Origin of the sequence: Halobellus ruber, assembly GCF_014212355.1 — an archaeon.
Lineage (GTDB): Archaea > Halobacteriota > Halobacteria > Halobacteriales > Haloferacaceae > Haloquadratum > Haloquadratum rubrum.
The window spans coordinates 228,326-250,051 of record NZ_JACKXD010000002.1 but is presented as its reverse complement, the minus strand read 5'-3'; the positions used below and the strand labels follow the sequence as shown (position 1 = coordinate 250,051).

General features: G+C 65.7%; 18 protein-coding genes and 1 pseudogene. 11 read left to right on the top strand and 8 right to left on the bottom strand.

Features of this window, described 5'->3' with window-relative positions:
• Positions 1-8 precede the first annotated feature (8 nt).
• The 4 genes from H5V44_RS06280 (at position 9) to H5V44_RS06265 (ending at position 3,561) form a co-directional block, all read left to right on the top strand.
• The gene (locus tag H5V44_RS06280; RefSeq protein WP_185192261.1) at positions 9-1,136 is read left to right on the top strand and encodes an MFS transporter; all 1,128 of its coding nucleotides are present in this window, start codon (positions 9-11) and stop codon (positions 1,134-1,136) included.
• 162 nt (positions 1,137-1,298) lie between these two features.
• Entirely contained in the window at positions 1,299-2,444 is a 1,146-nt protein-coding gene (locus H5V44_RS06275; protein WP_185192260.1) for a glycosyl transferase family 2, read from the top strand.
• On the top strand, positions 2,441-2,917 hold the full coding sequence (locus H5V44_RS06270; protein ID WP_185192259.1) for a DUF7109 family protein: 477 nt from the start codon (positions 2,441-2,443) through the stop codon (positions 2,915-2,917). The genes H5V44_RS06275 and H5V44_RS06270 overlap by 4 nt, the downstream gene beginning before the upstream one ends.
• Positions 2,918-2,961: 44 nt before the next feature.
• The gene (locus H5V44_RS06265) at positions 2,962-3,561 is read left to right on the top strand and encodes an NUDIX hydrolase (protein WP_185192258.1); all 600 of its coding nucleotides are present in this window, start codon (positions 2,962-2,964) and stop codon (positions 3,559-3,561) included.
• Positions 3,562-3,603: 42 nt separating this feature from the next.
• Here the strand turns inward: H5V44_RS06265 and H5V44_RS06260 are convergent.
• Both H5V44_RS06260 and H5V44_RS06255 read right to left on the bottom strand, forming a co-directional pair.
• A pseudogene (locus H5V44_RS06260) lies at positions 3,604-4,011 on the bottom strand (Hsp20/alpha crystallin family protein); the annotation flags it as partial.
• Positions 4,008-4,166, bottom strand: a complete 159-nt coding sequence (locus H5V44_RS06255) for a DUF7559 family protein (protein WP_185192257.1) — start codon at positions 4,164-4,166, stop codon at positions 4,008-4,010. The pseudogene H5V44_RS06260 and the gene H5V44_RS06255, both read right to left, overlap by 4 nt.
• Positions 4,167-4,660: 494 nt before the next feature.
• Here H5V44_RS06255 and H5V44_RS06250 point away from each other — a divergent pair, with 494 nt between their 5' ends.
• Entirely contained in the window at positions 4,661-8,644 is a 3,984-nt protein-coding gene (locus tag H5V44_RS06250) for a beta strand repeat-containing protein (RefSeq protein ID WP_185192256.1), read from the top strand.
• A gap of 12 nt (positions 8,645-8,656) precedes the next feature.
• Positions 8,657-9,778 (top strand): PGF-pre-PGF domain-containing protein, encoded by a 1,122-nt coding sequence (locus tag H5V44_RS06245; RefSeq protein WP_185192255.1) that lies wholly within the window; start codon positions 8,657-8,659, stop codon positions 9,776-9,778.
• A gap of 222 nt (positions 9,779-10,000) precedes the next feature.
• Here the strand turns inward: H5V44_RS06245 and H5V44_RS06240 are convergent, their stop codons facing one another.
• Positions 10,001-10,795, bottom strand: coding sequence for a 2-amino-3,7-dideoxy-D-threo-hept-6-ulosonate synthase (locus H5V44_RS06240; RefSeq protein ID WP_185192254.1), 795 nt, complete (start codon positions 10,793-10,795; stop codon positions 10,001-10,003).
• Positions 10,796-11,217: 422 nt separating this feature from the next.
• Here H5V44_RS06240 and H5V44_RS06235 point away from each other — a divergent pair, with 422 nt between their 5' ends.
• The 4 genes from H5V44_RS06235 (at position 11,218) to H5V44_RS06220 (ending at position 16,563) form a co-directional block, all read left to right on the top strand.
• Positions 11,218-13,440 (top strand): methyl-accepting chemotaxis protein, encoded by a 2,223-nt coding sequence (locus H5V44_RS06235; protein ID WP_185192253.1) that lies wholly within the window; start codon positions 11,218-11,220, stop codon positions 13,438-13,440.
• Between the two features lie 657 nt (positions 13,441-14,097).
• A complete protein-coding gene (locus H5V44_RS06230) occupies positions 14,098-14,493 on the top strand; it encodes a hypothetical protein (protein WP_221625607.1) in 396 nt (131 codons plus the stop codon).
• 313 nt (positions 14,494-14,806) lie between these two features.
• Positions 14,807-14,986 carry a hypothetical protein gene (locus H5V44_RS06225; protein ID WP_185192251.1) on the top strand — a complete coding sequence of 60 codons (180 nt, stop codon included), beginning with the start codon at positions 14,807-14,809 and terminating at the stop codon, positions 14,984-14,986.
• A 140-nt stretch (positions 14,987-15,126) separates the two neighbouring features.
• Positions 15,127-16,563: a PAS domain S-box protein gene (locus H5V44_RS06220; protein WP_185192250.1), complete on the top strand. Its 1,437-nt coding sequence runs from the start codon at positions 15,127-15,129 to the stop codon at positions 16,561-16,563.
• A gap of 200 nt (positions 16,564-16,763) precedes the next feature.
• Here the strand turns inward: H5V44_RS06220 and trpA are convergent, their stop codons facing one another.
• Genes trpA through trpC form a run of 3 tightly spaced genes read right to left on the bottom strand, consistent with a single transcriptional unit; the run spans position 16,764 to position 19,682 of the window.
• The gene (trpA, locus tag H5V44_RS06215) at positions 16,764-17,612 is read right to left on the bottom strand and encodes a tryptophan synthase subunit alpha (RefSeq protein ID WP_185192249.1); all 849 of its coding nucleotides are present in this window, start codon (positions 17,610-17,612) and stop codon (positions 16,764-16,766) included.
• A 1-nt stretch (position 17,613) separates the two neighbouring features.
• Positions 17,614-18,861 (bottom strand): tryptophan synthase subunit beta, encoded by a 1,248-nt coding sequence (gene trpB / locus H5V44_RS06210; protein WP_185192248.1) that lies wholly within the window; start codon positions 18,859-18,861, stop codon positions 17,614-17,616.
• Complete coding sequence (gene trpC, locus H5V44_RS06205) at positions 18,858-19,682, bottom strand: indole-3-glycerol phosphate synthase (RefSeq protein WP_185192247.1); 825 nt, start codon at positions 19,680-19,682, stop codon at positions 18,858-18,860. The genes trpB and trpC overlap by 4 nt, the downstream gene beginning before the upstream one ends.
• Before the next feature lie 124 nt (positions 19,683-19,806).
• Between trpC and H5V44_RS06200 the strand changes: the two genes are divergently transcribed.
• The gene (locus H5V44_RS06200) at positions 19,807-20,256 is read left to right on the top strand and encodes an MGMT family protein (protein ID WP_185192246.1); all 450 of its coding nucleotides are present in this window, start codon (positions 19,807-19,809) and stop codon (positions 20,254-20,256) included.
• 51 nt (positions 20,257-20,307) lie between these two features.
• Here H5V44_RS06200 and H5V44_RS06195 read toward each other — a convergent pair whose 3' ends face one another.
• Positions 20,308-20,637 (bottom strand): hypothetical protein, encoded by a 330-nt coding sequence (locus tag H5V44_RS06195; protein ID WP_185192245.1) that lies wholly within the window; start codon positions 20,635-20,637, stop codon positions 20,308-20,310.
• Positions 20,638-20,688: 51 nt separating this feature from the next.
• On the bottom strand, positions 20,689-21,720 hold the full coding sequence (locus H5V44_RS06190; protein WP_185192244.1) for a type II CAAX endopeptidase family protein: 1,032 nt from the start codon (positions 21,718-21,720) through the stop codon (positions 20,689-20,691).
• Between the last annotated feature and the right edge of the window lie 6 nt (positions 21,721-21,726).

The following is a 21,726-nucleotide window of genomic DNA, read 5'->3' as shown; positions in this document are numbered from 1 at the left end:
TCTGCTCGATGGTTCTCCTCGTCAACCTCGCGAGGGTGATCTTCGCGCCGCTGCTCCAGGAGTTCATCGCGGTGTTCTCGATCGGCGAGGGGACCGCGGGGCTGATCGCGACCCTGGCGTGGCTCGGTAGCGCCGCCCTCCGGCTCCCGACCGGGTGGGTTCTCACGCGGGTGCCGCGTCATCACGTGATCCTCGCGACCGGCGGGATCCTCACCGGGGCGGCGGCGTTCCTCGCGAACGCGACGTCGATCGCGATGGTCGGGGCCGGGGCGCTCCTGATGGGGCTGGCGTCGGGGGCGTACTTCGTGGCCGCCAACCCGCTGATAAGCGAGCTCTACCCCGGACGCGTGGGGTGGGCGATGGGCGTCCACGGGATGTCGGCGCAGGTCGCCGCCGTCGCCGCTGCTCCCTTCGTCACCCTGATCCTGACGCTGTTCGCTGACTGGCGCGTCGTCTTCGTCTGTGTCTCGGTCGTTGCCGCGGCCGCGACGGTCGCGTTGTTTTTCGCCGCGCGAGCGACCGATCTCCCCGACGCGGGCACCGAGGACACCGACATCCTCGGGGCGGCCCGCGCGGAGTGGCGGATCCTCGCCGTCGGCGTCGCGGTCGTCGGGACCACCGGCTTCGTCTGGCAGGGGCTGTTCAACTTCTACGAGCTGTACATGAGCACCAAGGGGCTCGACCCCGCGACCGCGCGAAACCTGCTGACGGTCGTCTTCGCCGCGGGCGTCCCGGCGTTTTTCGTGTCGGGGCGGCTGGCCGACCGACTGCCGCGGGTGCCGTACCTGCTCGCGACCATCGCGTCGTTTGCGGGCTGTCTCCTGCTTTTGACTGTCGCTCGCGGCCTCGCCGCTATCCTCGTGCTGACCGCCGCGATCGGCTTCGTCATCCACAGCGTGTTCCCGGCTATCGACACGTACCTCCTGGACGCGCTCCCGGACGACTCGCGGGCGAGCGCGTACGCCTGGTACTCCGCGGGGATGATGACGGTCCAGGCGACGGGGTCGTCGGCTGTCGGCGCGCTCCGGGAGACCGGGCTGGCCTACGACCTCGTATTCACCCGGCTGGCGCTCGGGCTCGGCGTCGTGGTCCTGGGTGCGGCGGTACTCCAGCGGCGGGGGCGGCTGCCACAGTAGCGGGCCCCGCTGCGCGGCCGACCGCGTCGTCGCGGCCGGGCCGAACCTCGGAGGAGGGCCGAAATCGTCCCTCGGCGGATTCCCGGCCACAAACCTCTTATTCGAGGAGTATACGCGCCGCAACCCGCGAACTTTTCATCACCCCGCTCCCAGGGGAGGTAGATGGAGTACGTGCAAGGCCGGGTCGCGACGCTCCACGACCTCGCCGACCCGGTGCCGGCCGCGCCGGTCGACCGCGCGGCGGTGGTGATCCCGATGGCGGAGCGCGACTGCCTGAGCGAGGCGGCGAGTCGGGTCCTCCGGACGCTGGAGCGTCTCGGTCCCGACCGGGTGGTGATCCCGCTTCGAGCCCCCGCAGAGCGGGTCGGCCCGGTCCGCGAGTGGCTCGCGACGTACGACCTCCGGATCGAGCTCCTGTGGTGTGACGGCCCGCGGGTGACCGACCTGCTGGCCGACGCCGGGCTCGACGGCGCCCGCGGGAAGGGCCGCGACGTGTGGCTGGGGGTCGGCCGCGCCGCCGACTCGGAGTTCGTCGTCGTCCACGACGCCGACACGACCACCTACGACGAGTCGTTCGTCCGCCGGCTGTTGTTCCCGCTGGGACGGGGCTACGAGTTCTCGAAGGGGTACTACGCCCGCGTGGAGAACGAGCGGCTCTACGGCCGGCTGTTCCGGCTGTTCTACGTCCCGCTGGTGCGGACGCTGCTCGACGCCCATCCCGAACCGTTCCTGCAGTACCTCGACTCGTTCCGCTACGCCCTGGCGGGGGAGTTCGCCGCCACCGCCGCGACGGCCCGCCGGATCCGGATGCCGCGACGGTGGGGACTCGAAGTCGGAACCCTCGGCGACGTCTTCGACGTGGCGGGCTTTTCCGGCACCGCACAGGTGGATCTCGGACGGTACGAACACGACCACCGCGGGGTCGACGGCGCCGAGGGGCTCTCCGCGATGAGCCGCTCGGTGGGGAAAACGCTACTGCGGAGCGTCCTGGATCACGGCGTCGACGTGGACTTCGACACCCTCGAAGCGCGGTACCGGGCCACCGCCGAGCGGCTCGTCGACCAGTACGAACTCGACGCCGCGTTCAACGGGTTCGAGTTCGACCGCGGCCACGAGCGCGAGCAGGTCTCCCGGTACGCCGAGGCGGTCGCGGCGCCGACCGGGCCGGACGACCGCCTGCCGGCGTGGACGGACGCGCCACTCGGCGCCGACGCGGTCGCCGACGCGGCCGCGGCCGACGTCGTGGAGGCGGCCGACGCGGCGGTCTCGGAGCCCGCAGCGGCCTCGCCCACGGAGGCCGGCGAGTGAGCGACGCGTTCGATCCCGACGAGTTGGCGGGCGTGATCGACCTCTTCGGCGCGCTCACGCCGGCGGAACTCGAGTCCGCGCTCGGGGAACTCGCGTTCAAACGCGGCGAGGACGTCGACTCCGAGGCAGTCGCGGCGGCGATCGACGACGCCGTCGCCTCGTATGCGGTCGTCCGGTACGACGACGACCCGACGCTGCTCGCTCTGGGCCCCGCCGCGTTCCCGACGCTCCCACCCAACGCGGAGGACCTGCCGCACATCCTCGAGGTCCCCGACCGGGAGGTCGATTGCGAGGCCGCTGCGACCGCGGTGGCCGAGCGGCTCAGGTCCGAGGCCGCGACCGCCGTCGATGCCGGCGATACGGCGGCGATGCGCCGGCTGCTCGACGTGACCTACGACGTCGAGGTGTGGTCCGACGCAGTCGCTGTCGACGACGTCCGCGAGCGGCTGGACGACGAACTCGGGACGGGGTGACCGACACTATAAACCCACCCGGTTCGTACTCGGACCCGAGTCCGATGGAGCTCTCCCGGATCTCGGCACACACGCCGACTGCGGTCGACGACGCGAGCCAGCAGGCGGCGGTGCTCGCGCCCGTGCTCGTCCGGGAGGGCAACGCCTACGTACTGTTCACCAAACGCGCCGAACACCTCGGGGAACACCCCGGACAGATGAGCTTCCCCGGCGGCTCCCGCGAACCCCAGGACGCGGACCTGGCAGCGACTGCACTCCGCGAGGCCGACGAGGAGATCGGGCTCCGGGCGCCGGAAGTCACGATGGTCGGTCGCCTCGACGACATCCGGACGGTGACGGGCTACTCCGTCCGCCCGTTCGTCGGGGAGATTCCGGACCGGGAGTACGACCCCGACGAGCGCGAGGTGGCCGAGGTGGTCACGCTCGCGGTCTCGGAGCTGACCGACCTGGAGAACTACGAGTCCGAGCGTCGGGAACACCCGGTCTACGGCCCCCACCGCATCCACTACTTCCACGTCGGCCGGTACACGGTGTGGGGCGCGACCGGGGTGATGCTCACGCAGTTGCTCGAACTCACCACCGACTGGCGGGCGCCCGAGACGCCCGACCGGGAGGTCGACGCCGACGCCGACTTCCCGGTGTGAGCGGGTTCCCGACGTCCCGCGTGGTTACTCGCCGGCCGACCGCTTCGGGAGGTGGACTTCGAGCGTCCCCTCGTCGGTGACGGTCGCGGTCGCCTCGTCGGGGACGACCGGGACGTCCTGCGGGATCGGCGCCGACCCGTCCAAGGCGAGTCCCCGACCGGGGAACCGCATCTCGAACCCCTCGTGGAAGTCGCGGAACCGGTCGATCCGGACCTTCACCTCGCCGTCGAGAAAGCGAACCTGGATGTCCTGGCGGCGGACGCCGGGGGCGTCGAAGACGATCAGATACGCGTCATCGCTCTCCAAGACGTCGTAGGGGAGCGGCCGCCGTTCCTGGATCCGCGAGACGCCGCGTCCGATCCGCTCGAAGGTGTTTTCGGCGATCGACTCCCCGAGTTCCTTCAGCCGGTCCGCCGGCCCGGAGGGCACGTCGTCGCCGAACCCGCTCATAGCTCGATCTCCTCCAGGCAGGCGGTCCCACCACAGAGTGGACACGAGAGGTCGGCGGTCGAGTGATCGTCAGAGATGTCGTAGGTGTAGTGATTCTCGAACATATCCAGTTCGCAGCCGTCCGACGTACACTTGATTTCCTTGGTTGCGGGCATAGTTTGCAATACGGCCGTGCGGCTAATCAACGTTGGCTTTCCAGCGGTGTGAACCCCGAGGTGGGCGTCGACTGTCTGTTCGCTTCACTATGAATAGTATTGATAACAATAATCGATTGACCGAATCAGTATCTACTAGTAGTAAGTTTTAATTGTTATCGCCTGAATAACAGGTCGGAGGAATAACAGCTACCGTCCGGACGCGAACAGACGCCGAGAGAGTGGATAGGGAACGACGACAGTCCCAGACGGCGGCGCGTACGACGCGGAGTGGACACGTACATCCAAGTCAGCCGGAACGTGCGGCGATAGGTCCGTCGCGACGTCGCCACAGACGGCAGGACCGTCTCGAAGAGACTCCAGGATGCACTTACAGGTTATCACAATTCGGACTGGCGCGCGGGAGTTGAGGCCGCCGGAGCGCGCGGCGGCTGGTCGACGAACAGCGGTTGCTGCGGATTATCCAACACAGAATGACACACAACAGTGACGATTTGCGCGACAAGACGCGGGCGGTCCTGCTGGCGATCATCACGGTCACCTCCGTCTTCGGGGGCACGGTGGCGTTTGCCGGCGGTGCAGCAGCGACAGTACAGGATTTCGACGGGGTGACCGCCGACGACGTTGCGGCGGGACCCAGCGCCGTTGAGCAGACGATAACGCTGGAGAACGTCGAGAACGATGGGAACGCGGGGACCATCGAAATCTCGAACGACCTGAGCGCTCTCAACGACACGGTGCTTGCGGGACCGGGAACGAGCGACGGAACGACGAGAGTCTCCACGGCCAACGGCCACAATGCGTCGGTCAGTGAGGTCACCTCCAACGGGACGATCGTCGTCGACCTGGCGGCCGGAAGTGCAGCGACCGCCGACATCGTGGTTACGGCCGAACTCGACCTCAGTAGCCTGCAGGACGAGACAATCACCTACACGGCCGAGAGCACCGGAAACGGCATCACACAGACCGACACGTTCGACATCTCCGTCGCCCAGCCACAGATCAGTGACGGCAACGCGGTGATCCCGGAATCCGCCCCGAACACTATCGAGGTCACGTTCGACGAGAACATTGCGCTCGCGGAGGGGGCAACCGAGGAGGACGCGGCGGACGCGTTCAGTGTGTCGGGCGACAGATCCTCTTTCATAGATCTTCTCTCAGTGGAGAGTATCGTGGACATCAGCGGTGACACGATCGTCCTCGGACTGAATGACTTTGTCCGGAGCGACGAGACGGATATAGAGGTGTCCTACACGGGGTCCGGCGGCGGGGACCCGATAGCCAACGCGGCTGATACATCGGTTACGGCCCTGGATTCCACCGACTCGACAGTCACGAACAACGCCGTCCCGACATTGGCGGCGGCGGTCACCACCGACGGTGAGGAACTCAGCGTGGGGTTCAGCGAGCAAGTGTCCGGGAGCTCAGACGGGGACATCGCTTCGGCGTTCTCCCTCAGCGACGACCGTGCTGATATTTCGGGCGTCGTCGAGAATGCCGACGAGGGGGCTGGGGGGGAGGTCATCCTCGATCTCGATTCGGAGATCGAACCCGGAACGGACCTGACTGGCCTGTCGTACGACGGGTCCAACAACGGTGAGCCGATCACGGCTGACTCCACCGGCGATCCCGCGTTCGACTTCCAGAATCGGAACGTCACGAACTACGTCGCTCCCAGCATCCAGAGCGCTGAGGTGACCACGGCCGAGCCCGACAGGATTCTGCTCACCTACGACAGTGAAGTCGGACCGAGAGGAGATGTCGATGGTCCGTTTGAATTTGATAATAATCAGTACGATCTGGGTGGCTACGGGTTCGACCCGGACGACGGAACCCGGCTCGAGCTGTTCCTCGACTTCAGTGGTGACGACGTGCAAGCGAGTGATGGATCACTCGGCACGCTCAACTACAGTGCAAACATCGACGAGGGTGTAGAGTCCGTGTCCGGAGGCGCTGCGCAGAGCCCCCAGACGGTTACGGTCGCCAACAACGTCTCCCCCACGTTCGAGAGCGCGGAAGTGACAAGCAGTCAGCAGGTACAGGTGACGTTTAGCGAACCCGTCACGGCGGACGTCGGTAGCGGCAACATCGACAGCGCCGTCACGGAGGCCTTCGAGGTGCAGAACAGCGATGTCGACTACCGGGTCAAGAACGTCGCGAACAAGGACTCGATAACCGATGGGGGGGTGAAGGATGCCTCCTACACGGTCATCTTGACCCTCGGCGAGGCTGACGGCACCACGCAGGAGGTCGCTGTCGACGACGACCTCACCGGTGCGCTGTCGTACGACCCGAGTGCACCGAGCGGGGACGAGGAGAATCCGCTCGTCGCGGACGGTGGCACCGAAGCCGCCGCTGAGGGCTTCACGGACGAAAACGTCACGAACAACGTCGGCACCGGGTTCGAGGCCGCCGAGGTCACCACCGACGGTGAGGAACTCCGTGTGACGTTTACCGAAGAGATCACGCAAGTCGGCACGGACTCCGAGATCGAAAGCGCGTTCGAGGTCGGGAGCGACACGGTTTCGCTGTCCCGTGCCGGCACGTACACCGGCATCGAGAACGGCAACACGATCGTCTTCGAGAATTCCTCCGGCAACGGGTTCGTCATCGATCCCGCCGGCTACAATTCGGGGACGGACCTCGGTGAAAACGATCGTTTGAACGGTCTGAGCTACGAGCCAATCGGGAATAGTCCACTCGAGATCGAAGCAACCGGCGAATCCGTCAGTAGTTTCGGGACTGATCCAAGTTTCAGTTCTGATGATAAACCGGTTCCCATCCGGAATAACATCCAGCCGCGCATCGAGAGCGCAGAGGTGACGAACGATGACCCGAGCAGGGTCGTCGTGACGTACAGCGAAAACGTGTCGGTGCCCGCGGATGAGGACGATGCGCTTGATGCGTTCTCGCTCAACGGGAGCGACGCATCGGACATCACTCGTGGGTATGACAACGACGGGGATTCGGTCCTGATCCTCGAGCTCGAGAGCGACGTGGAGAACGGTGACGACCTCGGGTCGCTCACGTACAGCGGTAACGACACCGGACCCGTCGAATCGGGCGAGGATGACGATACGAATACGGGTAGTGCCGTCGCGATCAACCAGACCCTCGCCGTCGACAACAACGTCGGGTCCAAACCCGTGTTGCAGAACGTGACGATCGACGACGCACCCGAAAACAACGACGACGACTCCCAGGGCCAGATGCTGCTCGCCTTCGATCGCGACGTGGCCGTCACGGGTGATGCGGTCGACGGCCTCTCCTTCGAGAGCAACACCACCGACGCCAGTGTGAACCTCTTTTCGATCAACGGCGAAGAGAGCGCTGCCGCGCCCGATAACGTGGTCGTCGTGGATTTCGTCTCGGTTTCCGGGTCCGTGTCCTCGAGCGTCCGGCAGGGTGACGACCTGAGCGACGCGTCGCTCACGGTCGACACGGGTCAGCCCGTTGATATCGAAGGAACCGAGGCTGATAACTTCAGCCCGATCGCGGACGGCAAAGTCACGGATGTTAACAACGAGATCGCTGGCGACCTCGCGGCCGTCGACAGCACCGAAATCGACGCCGAGTTGATCGGTCTCAGATACGACGAGAAGGGCTCGTACACCGTCACTGTCAGCGGCTTTAGGGACGCTAATGGAGCGAAGGTCATCGACGACAGGGTACTGATCAGGATGGGAGGATTCGTGTTCCTGGCTGGGAACAGGTCTGATACGGTTGATCTCCCCCGCTACGGCGATACGGTCACGTTCGATAGGGGGGACGCACTCCGGATTCTTGAATCCCCCGCGGAGGCAGGGAACGAGGTGACGATCGAGGTCCGGAACGCGGACGTCTCCAACGCCGGGAACATCACCTACGCAACGGTCTCCAACAGCGAAAACGTCACCTTCGTTCACTCCGCGTTCACCGCATCCGAAGGGTATCAGCTCACCTCACAGCCGATGCCCGGGCAGTTCGTGTCGGGTGGGAACATCTCCGACGTCACGTATTACGACGGTAATCAGGACTCCTTTGCCTCGTACGGCGCTGCGAGTCAGGTCCAGCGGGTCCACAACGGGCTCTTCGTGAATGCGGAGACCGACGGCGCCGAGTACGGGTTCGTCTACGACACGGACCGGAGCGGCGCACAGACGAACGTCGGATCCATCGAGATGGACGAGGGCTGGCACATCGTCGGCTCGAACTTCGACGTTACTTCGGTCGGGGAGGTTGACGCCCGGAAGACGGACACCGAGATCGGAAACGAGCTGATGCGGGGGAGCGTCACGCTCGAAACCGACCTGGCCACGGAGCATCCCCCCGAATCGGCTGTGCTCGATGCGCAACTGAAGTCAGTGCCCGGAACGACGCTGCAGAATACCGCGGCGGTCAATCCTGACGGCGTCTACTACGTGTACGTCTACCAGAACGACACTCGACAGATCTTCCTGCCGGAGCATCCGGAGTTCGGCGGGGAACCCAGGCGGTAACTCACGCAGAAAATGACAACGAAAAACATACTTGCCGTTGCGATGGTCGCCCTCGCTGTCGTCATCAGCGGCGGTGCAGCGGTCGCGACGGCCCAGGAGGATCCGCCGGGTGAACCGGCGTCGTTCTACGGCTCCGTTGAGGATGCCGACGGAACCGCAGCACCGACGGGCACGACGATCTACGCCGTCACGACCGACGAGGAGGGCAACACCTCCGTCGAGGGATCGATCACCGTCGAGACCGCCGGCCAGTACGGCGGGTCGGACGCGACCGACGACAAACTCCGTATCGACAGCGGAACCGGCACGGAGGTGCGGTTCCACGTCAACTCGGCGGACGGCCCGCAGTCGGAGTCGACGTACGACCTCGACGCCGGCGTCTACGAGCAGGATCTAACGTTCCCGGCCGGCACGTTCGAGAATGCCGAGGCACCTGCCGACGGCGGGGGCGGTAGCGCCGGGGCTGGCGGCGGCGCTGGTGCTGATACCGGCACCGGCTCCTCGCCCGTCAGCGAGTCGAGTGACCTCGACGACGGAAGTGCCGAGGTCAACCTCTCGGACGGCATATCCGGAGTGACCAGCGTACGGGTCACTGTACCGGGGGCGACCGGCGAGGCGACCGTCGAGGAGCTGAACGAACTGCCCGAAGGAGTCTCCGAACCCGAGCAGGGTGAGCGGATCAGCACGGTCGACATCTCCGCGCCGGACCCGACCAGCGGGCCGGCGACAGTGCGCATCACCATCTCGCAATCGAGGGTGGACGAGTTCAATGCGCAGCCGGAGAACCTCCGGATCGTCCACTACACCGACGGCGGGTGGCAGAGCCTCGACACCACGGTCGCCTCCAGGAACCCGCTCGTGCTTGCGGGCAGCGTCGACCAGTTCTCGCCGTTCGCGGTGATCCAGGTCGACGACCGGGCCACCGTCACGGCGACGCCGACGCTCGCGGGCGGGACACAGACGCCGACGCCGGCGGCCGAGACGGGGACGCCGGAGCCCCCGGACGCGGTCGAGACGGCACAGCCGACATCGCTTCCCGCCGAACCGGGCGGGTTCGACCTGCTGCCCGTTGCCGCGCTCGGTCTCGTGGCTGTGATCGTCGCCGCCGTCGTAATCCTGCGGCGGCGCGGCTGACCGCGTCGCGGCCCCTCGGGGTTTTCACCGAGAAACGCGATTTTTCGCCGTTCACGGACGACACCCGGACGGATTCCGGACCGGGACTACTCGATCGGGAAGGATCAACCCGGACAGGGGCGTGAAGGCCCCTTTCCGGTCCCATCCGCCGGCGGTTCCCCGACAGCGACCGATCATCAAAACCCGCCCTCGGAGCTGGGAAAGCGGACCCGCGGCAGCGGTCTACGCCTCGACTGCGAGCCCGGCGGCGTCGATCGCGTCGGCGGCGTCGGCGTCGTCGTGGATGATCGCGCTGACCGCGCGGGTGATCGCCCCGGGGTCGTCGTGCTGGAAGATCGACCGCCCCATCGAGACGCCGGCGGCGCCCGCGTCCATCGCGCCGCGGACCATCTCGGCGGTTTCGCGGTCGGTACCGCGGCTTCCCCCCGCGATGACGACCGGCAGCCGGGTGGCTTCACACACCCGCTCGAAGGTGTCGGGGTCGCCGGAGTAGGCGGTCTTCACCACGTCGGCGCCCAGCTCCTCGGCGATCCGGACGGCGTGTGCCAGGCTCTCGGCGTCGTGTTCGTCGACGCCCGGCCCGCGGGCGTAGCTCATCGCGAGGACGGGAACCCCGAGCCGGTGTGCGGTCTCGATCACGTCGCTCAACTCCGTCAACTGGTCGGGTTCGTGGTCGCTGCCGACGTTGATGTGGAACGACACCGCGTCCGCGCCGGCCCGCAACGCCTCCTCGACGGTGCCGGTCCGGCGCTTGTCGTTTGAGTCGGGGCCGATGGAGGTAGAGCCGTTGAGGTGGACGATGAACCCCTTCCCGTTTTTGTGCTCGTGGACGCGGGCGGCGACGCCCTTCTGGGTGAGTACCGCGTCGGCGCCCCCGCGGGTGATCGCGTCGACGGTCGATTCGAGATCGACGAGTCCCTTGACCGGGCCGAGTGTGATGCCGTGGTCCATCGGGACGACGAGGTATCGCCCCCCTGTGGAGATCCGTTCGAGCCGTGCGGCGAGTCCTGTGGTCATCGTGTGTGAGACTGTGGCAACCGTCCGTTAAAACGGTTACGAGGTGGATTATTTCGGAGTTGCCCACAGCCGAAACGTGGACCCCGAAACCGGGTTCAGGTTTGCTCACTATAGTGGCGTTTGCAAGTCTTCGCTCACTCGTTCGCACGCCGTCGTGCGATCGGATGTGCAGCCAGTTGCAAACGCTACTATAACCGACAATATCAATTGGCCCCGTACCTCGTGCGAACTCGCGTTCAGTAGAATCGGGCAGCGGACAGCAGATTTCATAATTTCTTATTCGTATGAATATCTCACCCTATTTGGATATCAAATGAGGCTTATTTTTGTAAGATTCAAACTTAAACTCGGATATTCAGCAACAATCATATATGATATTAAGTGAGAGTATTGATTACGTGTTAATTTCATTTTCCATATTGATGCTCGAAAGAGTTACCATCGACCAGCTGGACCTGAGGCCAAAACTGATCGTCGCGTTCGTCCTCGTCGCCCTATTAGTCGCTGTGACTGGGGCGGTTGGCTATACGGCGGTCAGCACTGTGGACGAGGAGGCTCACCTGATCGCAGAGGACGGAATCAGGATGGACGCTTCGGCGGAGATGATCGTTGCCATCGAGCGACAACGGGGGGCAATACAGGCAGCACAGCTCGGTGAGTCCGGCGCACAGGAGCAGTTCAACGACGCGGAGGCACTGTACACCGAGCACGCAGAGCGCTTAGAGGAAAGCGAGTTGAGTGCGGAGCAGGCAGCACGGTTCGAGACGCTCCAATCGCAACACCAGGAGTACAGTCAACTCGGCACGGAGTTCTTCGAGGCAAAGAACGCAGGTAACGACGACCTCGCTGAACGGAAGGCGGCCCGGATGGAGGAATTACGGATCGAAATGGAGGAGAACGCTCACGCCATCGAAGGATCAGCGCAGGAGGACCTCGAAGCTCAGGTGGCTGCTGCTGACAGCAACACGCAGACGGCACAGCAGGAGGTTATCGGACTCACGCTCGGTGCGTTCGTCTTCGCGATCGTGATCGGCCTGTTCGTGGCCAGACGCATCACAACGCCGATCAGACAGTTGACCGAGGCCGCCGTTGCGGCCAACAACGGGGACCTCACCACGGAGGTCGACGACCACGTCGAAGACGACGAGATCGGGCGGATGGTCACGGCGATCAAGGAGATGCAGGGGAAGCTCCGCGCCGTCTTCGGGGACCTCGATACTGTGAGCCGTAACCTCGAAACGGGGGACCTCCACCAGGATATCAACACCGAGTACCCGGGGCAGTACGGGGAGATTATGCGACACCTCGACTCGGGGACCACCCAACTCACGACCAGCTTCGGGGAGATACAGGAGGCGAGCAACAGCCTGCGGACGGGCGACCTCGATCAGACCATCGCCTCCGACAAACCGGGGCAGTACGGTACTGTGCTGGATGACCTCGAAGAGGGAACCGAAACGCTATCCGACGCCTTCGCGCAGATCGCGACCGCGAGTGAAGGGCTGAAGACCAGACAGCTCGACCGTCGATTCGAGACCGACTACCCCGGTGTGTACGGCACCGTGTTGCGGGACCTCGAAGCGGGTATCGACCAACTCAGCGACAGCGTGGGAACCATTCAGGACGTCGCCGACGAGGTGGCCGCCTCAAGCGACCTGATCGCGGAGAGTACCGAAGAGATCGAACAGGCGAGCGAACAGGTCGCCGGTTCGGTCGAGGAGATTTCCCACGGCGCGGATACGCAAAGCGAGAACCTCAGCAAGGTTGCGGGGGAGATGAACGACGTGTCCGCGACCATCGAGGAGATCGCCTCCTCGGCGGAGGAGGTGACCTCGACGGCCGAAGCCGCTGTCGAACGCAGCGAGGTGGGCCAGGAGTACGCAGCCGAAGCGACCGAGGAGATCAGTTCGATCGAGGCGCAGGCGGACGACGCAGTGGGTCAAGTCAAGACGCTCGACGAGAAGATGGAGGAGATCGGAGACATCGTCGATCTGATCACCGGGATCGCCGAACAGACGAACATACTCGCGTTGAACGCGTCCATCGAGGCGGCTCGGGCCGGAGAGGCCGGCGAAGGGTTTGCTGTCGTCGCAGACGAGATCAAGAGCCTCGCACAGGAGGTTAGTGACGCGACTACGGAGATCGAAAACCAGATCGCAATGGTCCAGTCGACGGCCGGTGAGACAGTCGACGGGATCGAGGTGATGCGAAATCGTGTCGAACGCGGGTCGGAGACGATCGAGGACACGATCGAGATGTTCGACGAGATTGCGACAGCGGTCGACGAAGCCGAAGCGGGTATTCAGGAGATCAGTGACGCCACCGAGGACCAGGCGGCGTCGTCGGAAGAAGTGGTTGCGATGGTAGACGAGGTGTCGAGCGTGAGTGACCAGACCGCCGCAGAAGCGAGCGATGTCTCGGCCGCGACCGAAGAACAGACCGCTTCGGTTTCGGAAGTCAGCACGAACGTCCAGCAGCTCTCGCAGATCGCGGCCACCCTCGACGACAACGTCTCGGAGTTCGATACTCGTTCCGGAGGAAGGACGGAGAGTGCAGACGCGCAAACGGGAGGTGTGTCGGCGGTAACGCAGACCGACGGCGGCAACGTGAATCCGGCAGGGGACGGCGGACAGTCACGGCAATAGCGGTGACCGGAGGCTCGGGGCCGGCGCCTCACGTTTCAGTACTGGGATGACGCCGACCCCGGTCGTTGGAGGCACGGGAGTACCGGGCGGCGCGTTGCAAGCGGGCGGCTGTAGACCGAAACCCGGCAGGCCGACGGGAGGGGACCGCACTCTCGCCGGAAGGAAACGAACACTCCCCCGCGTGACGTTCCGCCGTGTGGGACGCCGGCAGCATCCCCGAGAGTCGACCGTCTCGCCGTGGACAGCCCACGCGCCGCGAACCGAGAACGGAGGAGCGCGGGGAGGGCCCGTCGCTGACACGCTCGTCGGAACTGTCAGCGACGAGATGGAGGTGTCTCTCCGGGGACCGGGGTGTATCCGGAACCACTACCGGCCGAGTTTCTACCAGTCGACACGATGGAAGTGAAAGCGGGGTACCTGAGCTCACGATCCGAGACTCGGCGTGGTCGCCCGATTGCAAGGAGTCCGTCGAAAGGGAGGCTGTGACCGGGTGCGACCGGACGGGAAAGCTGGGCAGCGACGGCCTGTTACACTTGCTCGCGACCGTGTTGTCCGTCCCCGATGAGCGGGCCGGTTCTCGGAAGCGCAGAATCGTCGCTATGGTGATACTATTGTACGGAGAACCGACAGGTAATGCACAGATACTCCAAACGGGTAGTGAGTCTGTCCGTGGGTGCCCTCGGGTTCATCGGAGCCGGGGCCGGTGTGACGGAACTGCTCGACCCACACGTCTGGCCCTCGGTGTTGCTCGGACTCCCCGTTGGATTCGTAGTCGGGGTCGTACTCGTCGCCTTCAGGTATCTGGGGCTCACCTACTGGGACGAACGACTGAGGACTGGAACGGCATCTCAGGACACGGTACGCCGGTTCCGGACGACGACCGCAGCACTCTTGGGTTTTGTCACCGGCGGTGGACTCGCCGTCGTCCTCTCGACACAGGCAATGGGTCTCGCGTCGGCGGTCCTGGTCGGGATCCGCTCGGGCGCCCCGGCCGCCTACGTCACCTTCCGACGCGACCGGGAACGTCGGTCCCCACCCACTTCGCCGGCCTGATACCCGGATACACCCCGCACCTCCCGAAGAACGTACTCCGTGGCGCTTTTTTCGGAGGTACACCCGAACTGTACCGCTGCCGGACCGTATGCTCCGGCACCGGTGGTGTCGGACCCGCTCACCGCTTCGGAAGTTCGACCGATCCCCTCGCCCGGCAGTCCATCGGACGGACATCGTGAGATCCACGACTGCTCATACTGTCGGCTGTAGTCGCGTGACGGATTTCGACACCCCGGGGTGTGGAACATCTTCACGCAGTCATAGCCGACAGTATCAAGAGGCCGGGGCATACCCCGATTTTACGCGTATTCTGATGAACAGCGTCCGGTACGGCCCCGTACTCGAAACGACCCGCGGGGACGCCGCTAAACTCACGGATCATACCCAGGTTCCTGATGAACTCGACGGAGCCTTCCTGTTCGACTGCGGGAGCGGATACAGTTCACTCCGGGAGAACGGACAGACTGGCTTCGTTGAAACCCCCGTAGATTGATACGTATGGCGTGCAACGTACGGAGAACATACTCAGCAAAACCTGCTAACGATATGCGGACAGTGTAGATAGTGCCGCTTCCACGGGAGATGGCACACGAGTTCAAAATACATACACGCGTACTGGACGTAGTACGACCAATGGAAGACGATACGACTCTCGAAGAAAGCGATAACCACGGGCCCGACTGGTATCGGGCACTTGTCGAGGAAACAAATGATCTCACAACGGTCGTCGATACCGATGGAAGGATAACCTACGTCAGTCCGGCCGTCACACGGATTCTCGGCTACGACCCCGACGAGGTGGTTGGCCACGAGGGATTCGAGTTCGTCCATCCCGAGGACCGGGAACGAAACGCCGACGCGCTGGAGACCGTTCTCTCGAACCCGTCTGAACCCGAGACCGTCGAGGTCCGATTCCGCCACGCCGACGGCTCGTGGCGGTGGATCGAGGCCACGATGCGAAATCGACTCGACGACAGCGTCATCGATGGGATTCTCCTCAGCAGTCGGGACATCACCGAGCGAAAGGAGTATCAGCTCGAAGCCCGGGAGCTCGCCGAAGAGTACGAGGCCCTCCTGAACAGTGTGGAGGACGCCATCTTTCTCATCGACGTCGAGGAAAATAGGGACCGCGTCCGATTCGAGTTTGAACGTCTCAGCCCCTCCTACGAGCGCCAGACTGGCATTACGACCGAGGACGTGCAGGGCCGGACGCCACGAGCCGTGTTCGGTGAAGAACAGGGAGCCGAGTTAGAAGCGAACTATCACCGGTGTGTCAACGCTGGCGAGCCGATCTCGTACCAGGAGGAACTCCGGGTCGGCGAAGGCGCACGCTTCTGGCAGACGAACCTTGCGCCGGTCGTCTCCGATGGCGAAACAACTCGCCTCGTTGGGGTCACTCGGAACGTGACTGAACGCGTCGAACGGGAGCGACAGTTACGCCGGCAGAACGAGCGGCTCGAGGAGTTTGCGAGCGTCATCTCTCACGATTTGCGCAACCCGCTCAACGTCGCACAGGGTCGTGCCACGCTCCTTGCCGAACGGGCAGAGAGCGATCATCTGGATCCACTCCTGCAGGCGCTCGACCGGATGGAGGCGATCGTCGAGGACACGCTGACCCTCGCTCGTCAGGGCGACAGCATAACCGAAACGGAGTCGGTCAGTTTGATTGACCTCGTCGGGAAGTGCTGGGGGACAGTGGACACGGACGACGCAGTCATCGAGATCATCGACGAGATGACCTTCCAGGGCGATCCCAACCGATTGCGGCACGTGTTCGAGAACCTGTTCCGGAACGCCGTCGAACACGGTGGGTCCGACGTGACCGTTCGTGTCGGCCGTCACGACGAACGGGGAATCTACGTCGAAGACGATGGGCCGGGGATTCCAGTCGAAGAGCGTGACGAGGTGTTCGAACCGGGGCATTCGTCGGCGCGTGGTGGTACTGGGTTCGGGTTGACCATCGTCAAACGAATCGTGGAAGCCCACGGCTGGGAGCTTTCCGTAACCGATGGAACCGATGGCGGAGCACGGTTCGAGTTCGAGATGTCGCCACAGGGAGGGTTCGCGTGAGTATTCAGACGGGGCAGGCCGACCCGTACATCAAGAAGTGGAGCCGGAATTACTGAGCGTAGGGTGTACGACACGAGCGGGCAGAGTTCAGCACGGCCGCGGGAACGTCCCGCCGATTGAGGAATGCAACGGGGCCGCCGGAGTGGAGGATACGACAGCCGGACGCCCGGGATGCCGTGGGCGTCAGGCTGCCGAAGCGGTCAGTTGCCTTCCGCTTGTGGCACACGTTGTGCGTATCCGCGTTCGGCCCCGGCCTTCAGCTCCCGGGACTTCTCCGCTAACCGGGCGGCGACCGCCTCGGTCGGGGTGTCGTTTTCGACACCCTCGGCAACGATGTCGACGAGGGCGCTGCCGACGATGACGCCATCGGCGCCGCCGGCGACGATCCGCTCGGCGTGTTCGCCGGTCTTGATTCCGAAGCCGACCGCCTTCGGCACGTCGTAGTCGGCGAGGCGTTCGAGGCTGCGTTCGGTCTGCTCGGAGACGTCGTCCTTCGCGCCGGTGACGCCCGTCCGCGCCTGGACGTAGACGTACCCCGAGACGTGCTCCATATTCCGGTGGAGTCGCTCGCCTTCGGTGGTGGGCGCGACGATGAACACGAGATCCAGCCCGAACTCGTCGCAGGCCTCCCGGAGCGGTTCGGCCTCCTCGGCGGGGAGGTCCGGGACGACGAAGCCCGAGAGGCCGACCTCGGCGGCGCGCTCGACGAAGGGACGTGGACCCTGTTCGGAACCGTACTGGTAGAGCAGATTGTAGTAGGTCATACACACCAGCGGCACGTCGACGTCGAGCTCCTCGACGAACGCGAAAAACCGGTCTGGGGTCATCCCGGCTTCGAGCGCCCGGACGACGGCGCTCTGGATGGTGGGCCCCTCCGCGATCGGCTCCGAGAAGGGGAGGCCGAGTTCGATCACGTCGGCGCCGCCGCGTTCCAAGGCCTCCACGTACGCCAGCGACGACTCGTAGTCGGGATCGCCCGCCGCGAGGTACGGCACGAACGCCGGGCCGTCGGCGAAGGCGGCTTCCAGGTCGGAGCCGGCACGTCGCATCTCAGATCCCTCCCGAGAACTCCGCCATCGACGGGGCGATGTCGATGTCTCGTGCCTCGGTCTCCTCGATCGCGGCTTCAAGATCCTTGTCGCCGCGGCCGGAGACGTTGAGCACGATCGTCTCGCCCAGCTCGTCGTGGTTTTCCTCCAGATATCCGAAGGCGTGTGCGGTCTCCAGCGCCGGAATCACGCCCTCGAGCTGGGAGAGCCGGTGGAACGCTTCGAGCGCGGCGTCGTCGTCGACGTTGACCGCGTGGACCCGCCCCTCGTCGACGAGGTGTGCGAGTTCGGGGCCGACGCCCGCGTAGTCGAGCCCCGAGGAGACGCTGTGGCTCTCCATCACCTGGCCGTCGGCGTCCTGGAGGATCTTCGTCCGGGCGCCGTGGAGCACCCCTTCGTGGCCGGTCGACAGCGACGCGGAGTTGGGGGCGACGCCGGCTTCCTCGTCGACTTCGAGGCTAGACCCGCCGGCCTCGACGGCGTAGAGTTCGACCCCGTCGTCGTCGACGAAGTCGGTGAACATCCCCATCGTGTTGGAACCGCCGCCGGCGCACGCCAACACCGCGTCGGGGAGCCCGCCGGTCTGTTCGCGGAGCTGGCGGCGGGTCTCCGTCGAGATCACGCTGTGGAAGTCCCGGACCATCGACGGGAACGGATGGGGGCCGACGATCGACCCGATCACGTAGTGGGTGTCCTCGACGTTGGTCGCCCAGTCCCGCATCGTCTCGGATATCGCCTCCTTGAGGGTGCCACGGCCGGTGGTGACCGGCGTGATCTCCGACCCGTTCAGCCGCATCCGGAACACGTTGGGGCGCTGGCGGTTGATGTCGCGTTCGCCCATGTAGATCTCACACGGCATCCCCAGGTGTGCGGCCGCCATCGCGGTCGCGGTGCCGTGCTGGCCCGCGCCGGTCTCGGCGACGATCCGCTCTTTGCCCATATACTTCGCCAGCAATACCTGGCCGAGGGCGTTGTTGAGCTTGTGGGCGCCGCCGTGGAGCAGGTCCTCCCGCTTCAGGTACACCTCGCGGTCGTACCGCTCCGAGAGGTTCTCGGCGTACTGGGTCGGCGTCGGTCGGCCCCCGAAGTCCCGGAGCCGTGCCCGGAACTCGTCCATGAACCCGTCCTCGTTTTCGAGGACGTACCGCTCGTAGGCGTCGGTGAGCTCCTCGATTGCCGGCATCAGCACCTCCGGCACGTACTGTCCGCCGTAGTCGCCGAACTTCCCGTCCGCGTATCGTTGTGTCATCGTGTTGTAAACTTCGTGGTGGTGTCCGCGCGTCGCCCCGCGTTCGGGGCGTCGATTGTGGTCAGTCGCTCGGTGTTCGCTTGCACGTCCCCGTCCATAATAGCCGTCCCGATCAACAGCGCGTCCGCCCCCGCCTCGCGCATCCGCCGGACGTCCGCCGCGGTCGCGACCCCGCTTTCGGCGACGAGCGTCACGTCGTCCGGAACGCGGGGGGCGAGTCGCTCGAACGTCCCGAGATCGACTTCCAACCGTCCGAGATCGCGGTTGTTGATCCCGATCATCCCCGCGCCGACGTCGAGCGCTCGCTCCAGTTCCTCGCGGGTGTGGACCTCGACGAGGGGCTGGAAGCCGCGATCGAGGGCGGCGTCGTACAGGACCGACAGCGAGTCGGTCCCCTCGGCGTCGAGGAACCGCGCGATCAGGAGGACCAGATCGGCGGCGACCGCGTCGAGTTGCGATTCGTGGACGACGAAGTCCTTCCGGAGCACCGGGACGTCGACCGCCTCCCGGATCCGTTCGAGCCGCTCGATCGACCCGCCGAAGAAGTCGGGTTCAGTCAGGACCGACAGCGCCGCCGCGCCGCCGCCGACCATCTCCCGAGCCAGTTCGACCGGGTCGTCGTCCCGCCGGCCCTCGGTCGTCGGGCTGGTCGGCTTGATCTCCGCGACGACCGGCACGCGCCCGTCGGCCTCGGCCGCGGCGACCGCCTCGGGGAACGACCGCGCGTCGACCGCGATCCGGGTGTCGTCACCGGCGCGCTCGACGGCGGCGTCGAGGATCGACCGCACCTCCGGCGCAAGGTCATCATCACTAGCGTCCATCTATGTTCACTGGTGGACTCTTTTGCACATAAGACTTGCGCGTCGCGACCGCCGGCCGGGTCGCTGGCCGCGCGTCCGCGGGGACACCGTCACCGTTAGACCGATCGCGGACGATCACCCGGGTATGGACGGCGTCTTCGCCCGGGAGTTCGATCGGTTGGGTCGGGTAGTCGAGGTCGGGGTCGCGAGCGGGAGCGTGATCAGCGTCTCGTTCCCGGCGACGCCGAATGACGACGCCGGCGGCGATCATCCGCTCCTCGACCGGATCGACGCCTACCTCGGCGGGGCCGAGGACCACTTCGACGACGTCGAGATCGCGCTCACAGTCCCCACGGACCACCGGCGCGTCTTAGAGGCGACCCGGAACGTCCCGTACGGCGAGACGGTGTCGCTCGACCGGGTGCTCAGGATGGCAGGGCTGGACCCCGACGACGACGGCGACCGCGGAACCGCCCGGACCGCGCTGGCGGAGAACCCGATCCCGCTTTTCGTCCCGGACCACCGTGTCCGCGACGCGCCGGGCGGGGCCCCGGCGGAGGTCGCAGAACGGCTCCGGGCGGTCGAGTCCGGATAGCCGGACGCGGGCGTCGCGTCGGCTTGACGGCACCCCCGACCGTCGGGTGGCCTACCCGCGCCGGATCACGAAGTAGCCGAGGAACCCCAGAATGAAAAGCACCGTCGAGGCCGTCTCGAACGTGGCGAAGCCGGGCAACAGCGCCAGCACCTGCGCGATCGCCGCGCCGACGAGCGCGCCGACCGCACCGAGAACGACCCGGCGGTCGTCCGACGCCGAGGCCCCGGTGTAGATCACGTACGCGAAGACCCCCGCAATGGCGGCGAACCCCAGGTCGGCCGCCGTGGTCACCACCGGGTTGTCGAGCAGGATCGAGGCGGCGATCAGCGCGATGTAGCCGATGAGTACCGACCGAAGGATCGTCCGCGAACGACTGTCCATACGCTACCCCCGAGCCGGGCGGTGAAAGGAGTTATGTGAAGTCGACGGGTGTCAGGCCGAGTCGGGCGGCCACGCCGCTCCGAGCCCCTCGTGGACGACGAACTCCAGGGCGTTCACGAGGTAGTGGGCGACGATCACGACGAGCAGGCTCCCGGAGACCACGAACGCCGCCGCGAGGACGAACCCCAGGGCGCCGGTCACGACTACCCCCAGCCGGCCCTGCGCGCCGTGGCCGAGCGCGAACGCGCCGGAGGCGACGACCGCGAGCAGCCACGGCGACACGTCGTATCCGGCAGCGGCGACCCCAATCAACGCGCCCCGGAACAGCACCTCCTCGAACCCCGCGATCACGGGGAGCACGACCAGAAGCAGGAGCACCCACCCGAGCGACGTGTCGGGCGCGAGCGCACCCCGGAGCCGCTGGCCGTCACCGACGTCGAACCCGAACCGGGCGCCGATCGCCGCCCCGGCCTCGTTCGCGACGTAGAGGGCGACGCCGAGTCCGACCCCCGTCGCGACCGCCGGGAGCCCGGTCGTGCCGGAACCGACGCCGAACGCCCACGCCGGAATCTCGGCGTACCACGCCCCCACGAGCAGCAAGGCGCCGAACAGCCCCTGGGAGACCGCCACGTTCGCCAAAAGCGACGGCGTCGAAAGCGGGTCCGCGTCGTCGGCGGCCCGGGACCCGGATCGAGCGTCCGACGGCCGGTAGGTGACGCCCGACTTCGGGAGCACGACCCGCTCGGATCGGGGATCGGTGTCGGCGCGGTCAACGGCGGGCGTCGCGTCCGGCGCGTCCGCGCCGATCGCCTCGCTTCGACCGTCCGGCCCCGGAACGCGGGACGGGGGCGCTCGGTTCGCGTCGCCGGACACCGGTCTGTCGGTGTCGAGGCCGTCGCCGGATGTATCGGATCGGTCGGCGTCCGGACGGCCGAACTTCGGCCCCTCGGGCCCGACAGCGGAGTCCGTGCGGTCGGGCGCCTCGCTACCGTCGTCGATGACGCCGCGTGACGCGTGGGAGAGAACGAGCAGCCCGGAGGTGACGACGGCCGCGAAGCCGACGAACGTCGCCCACTCGGGCATCGAACC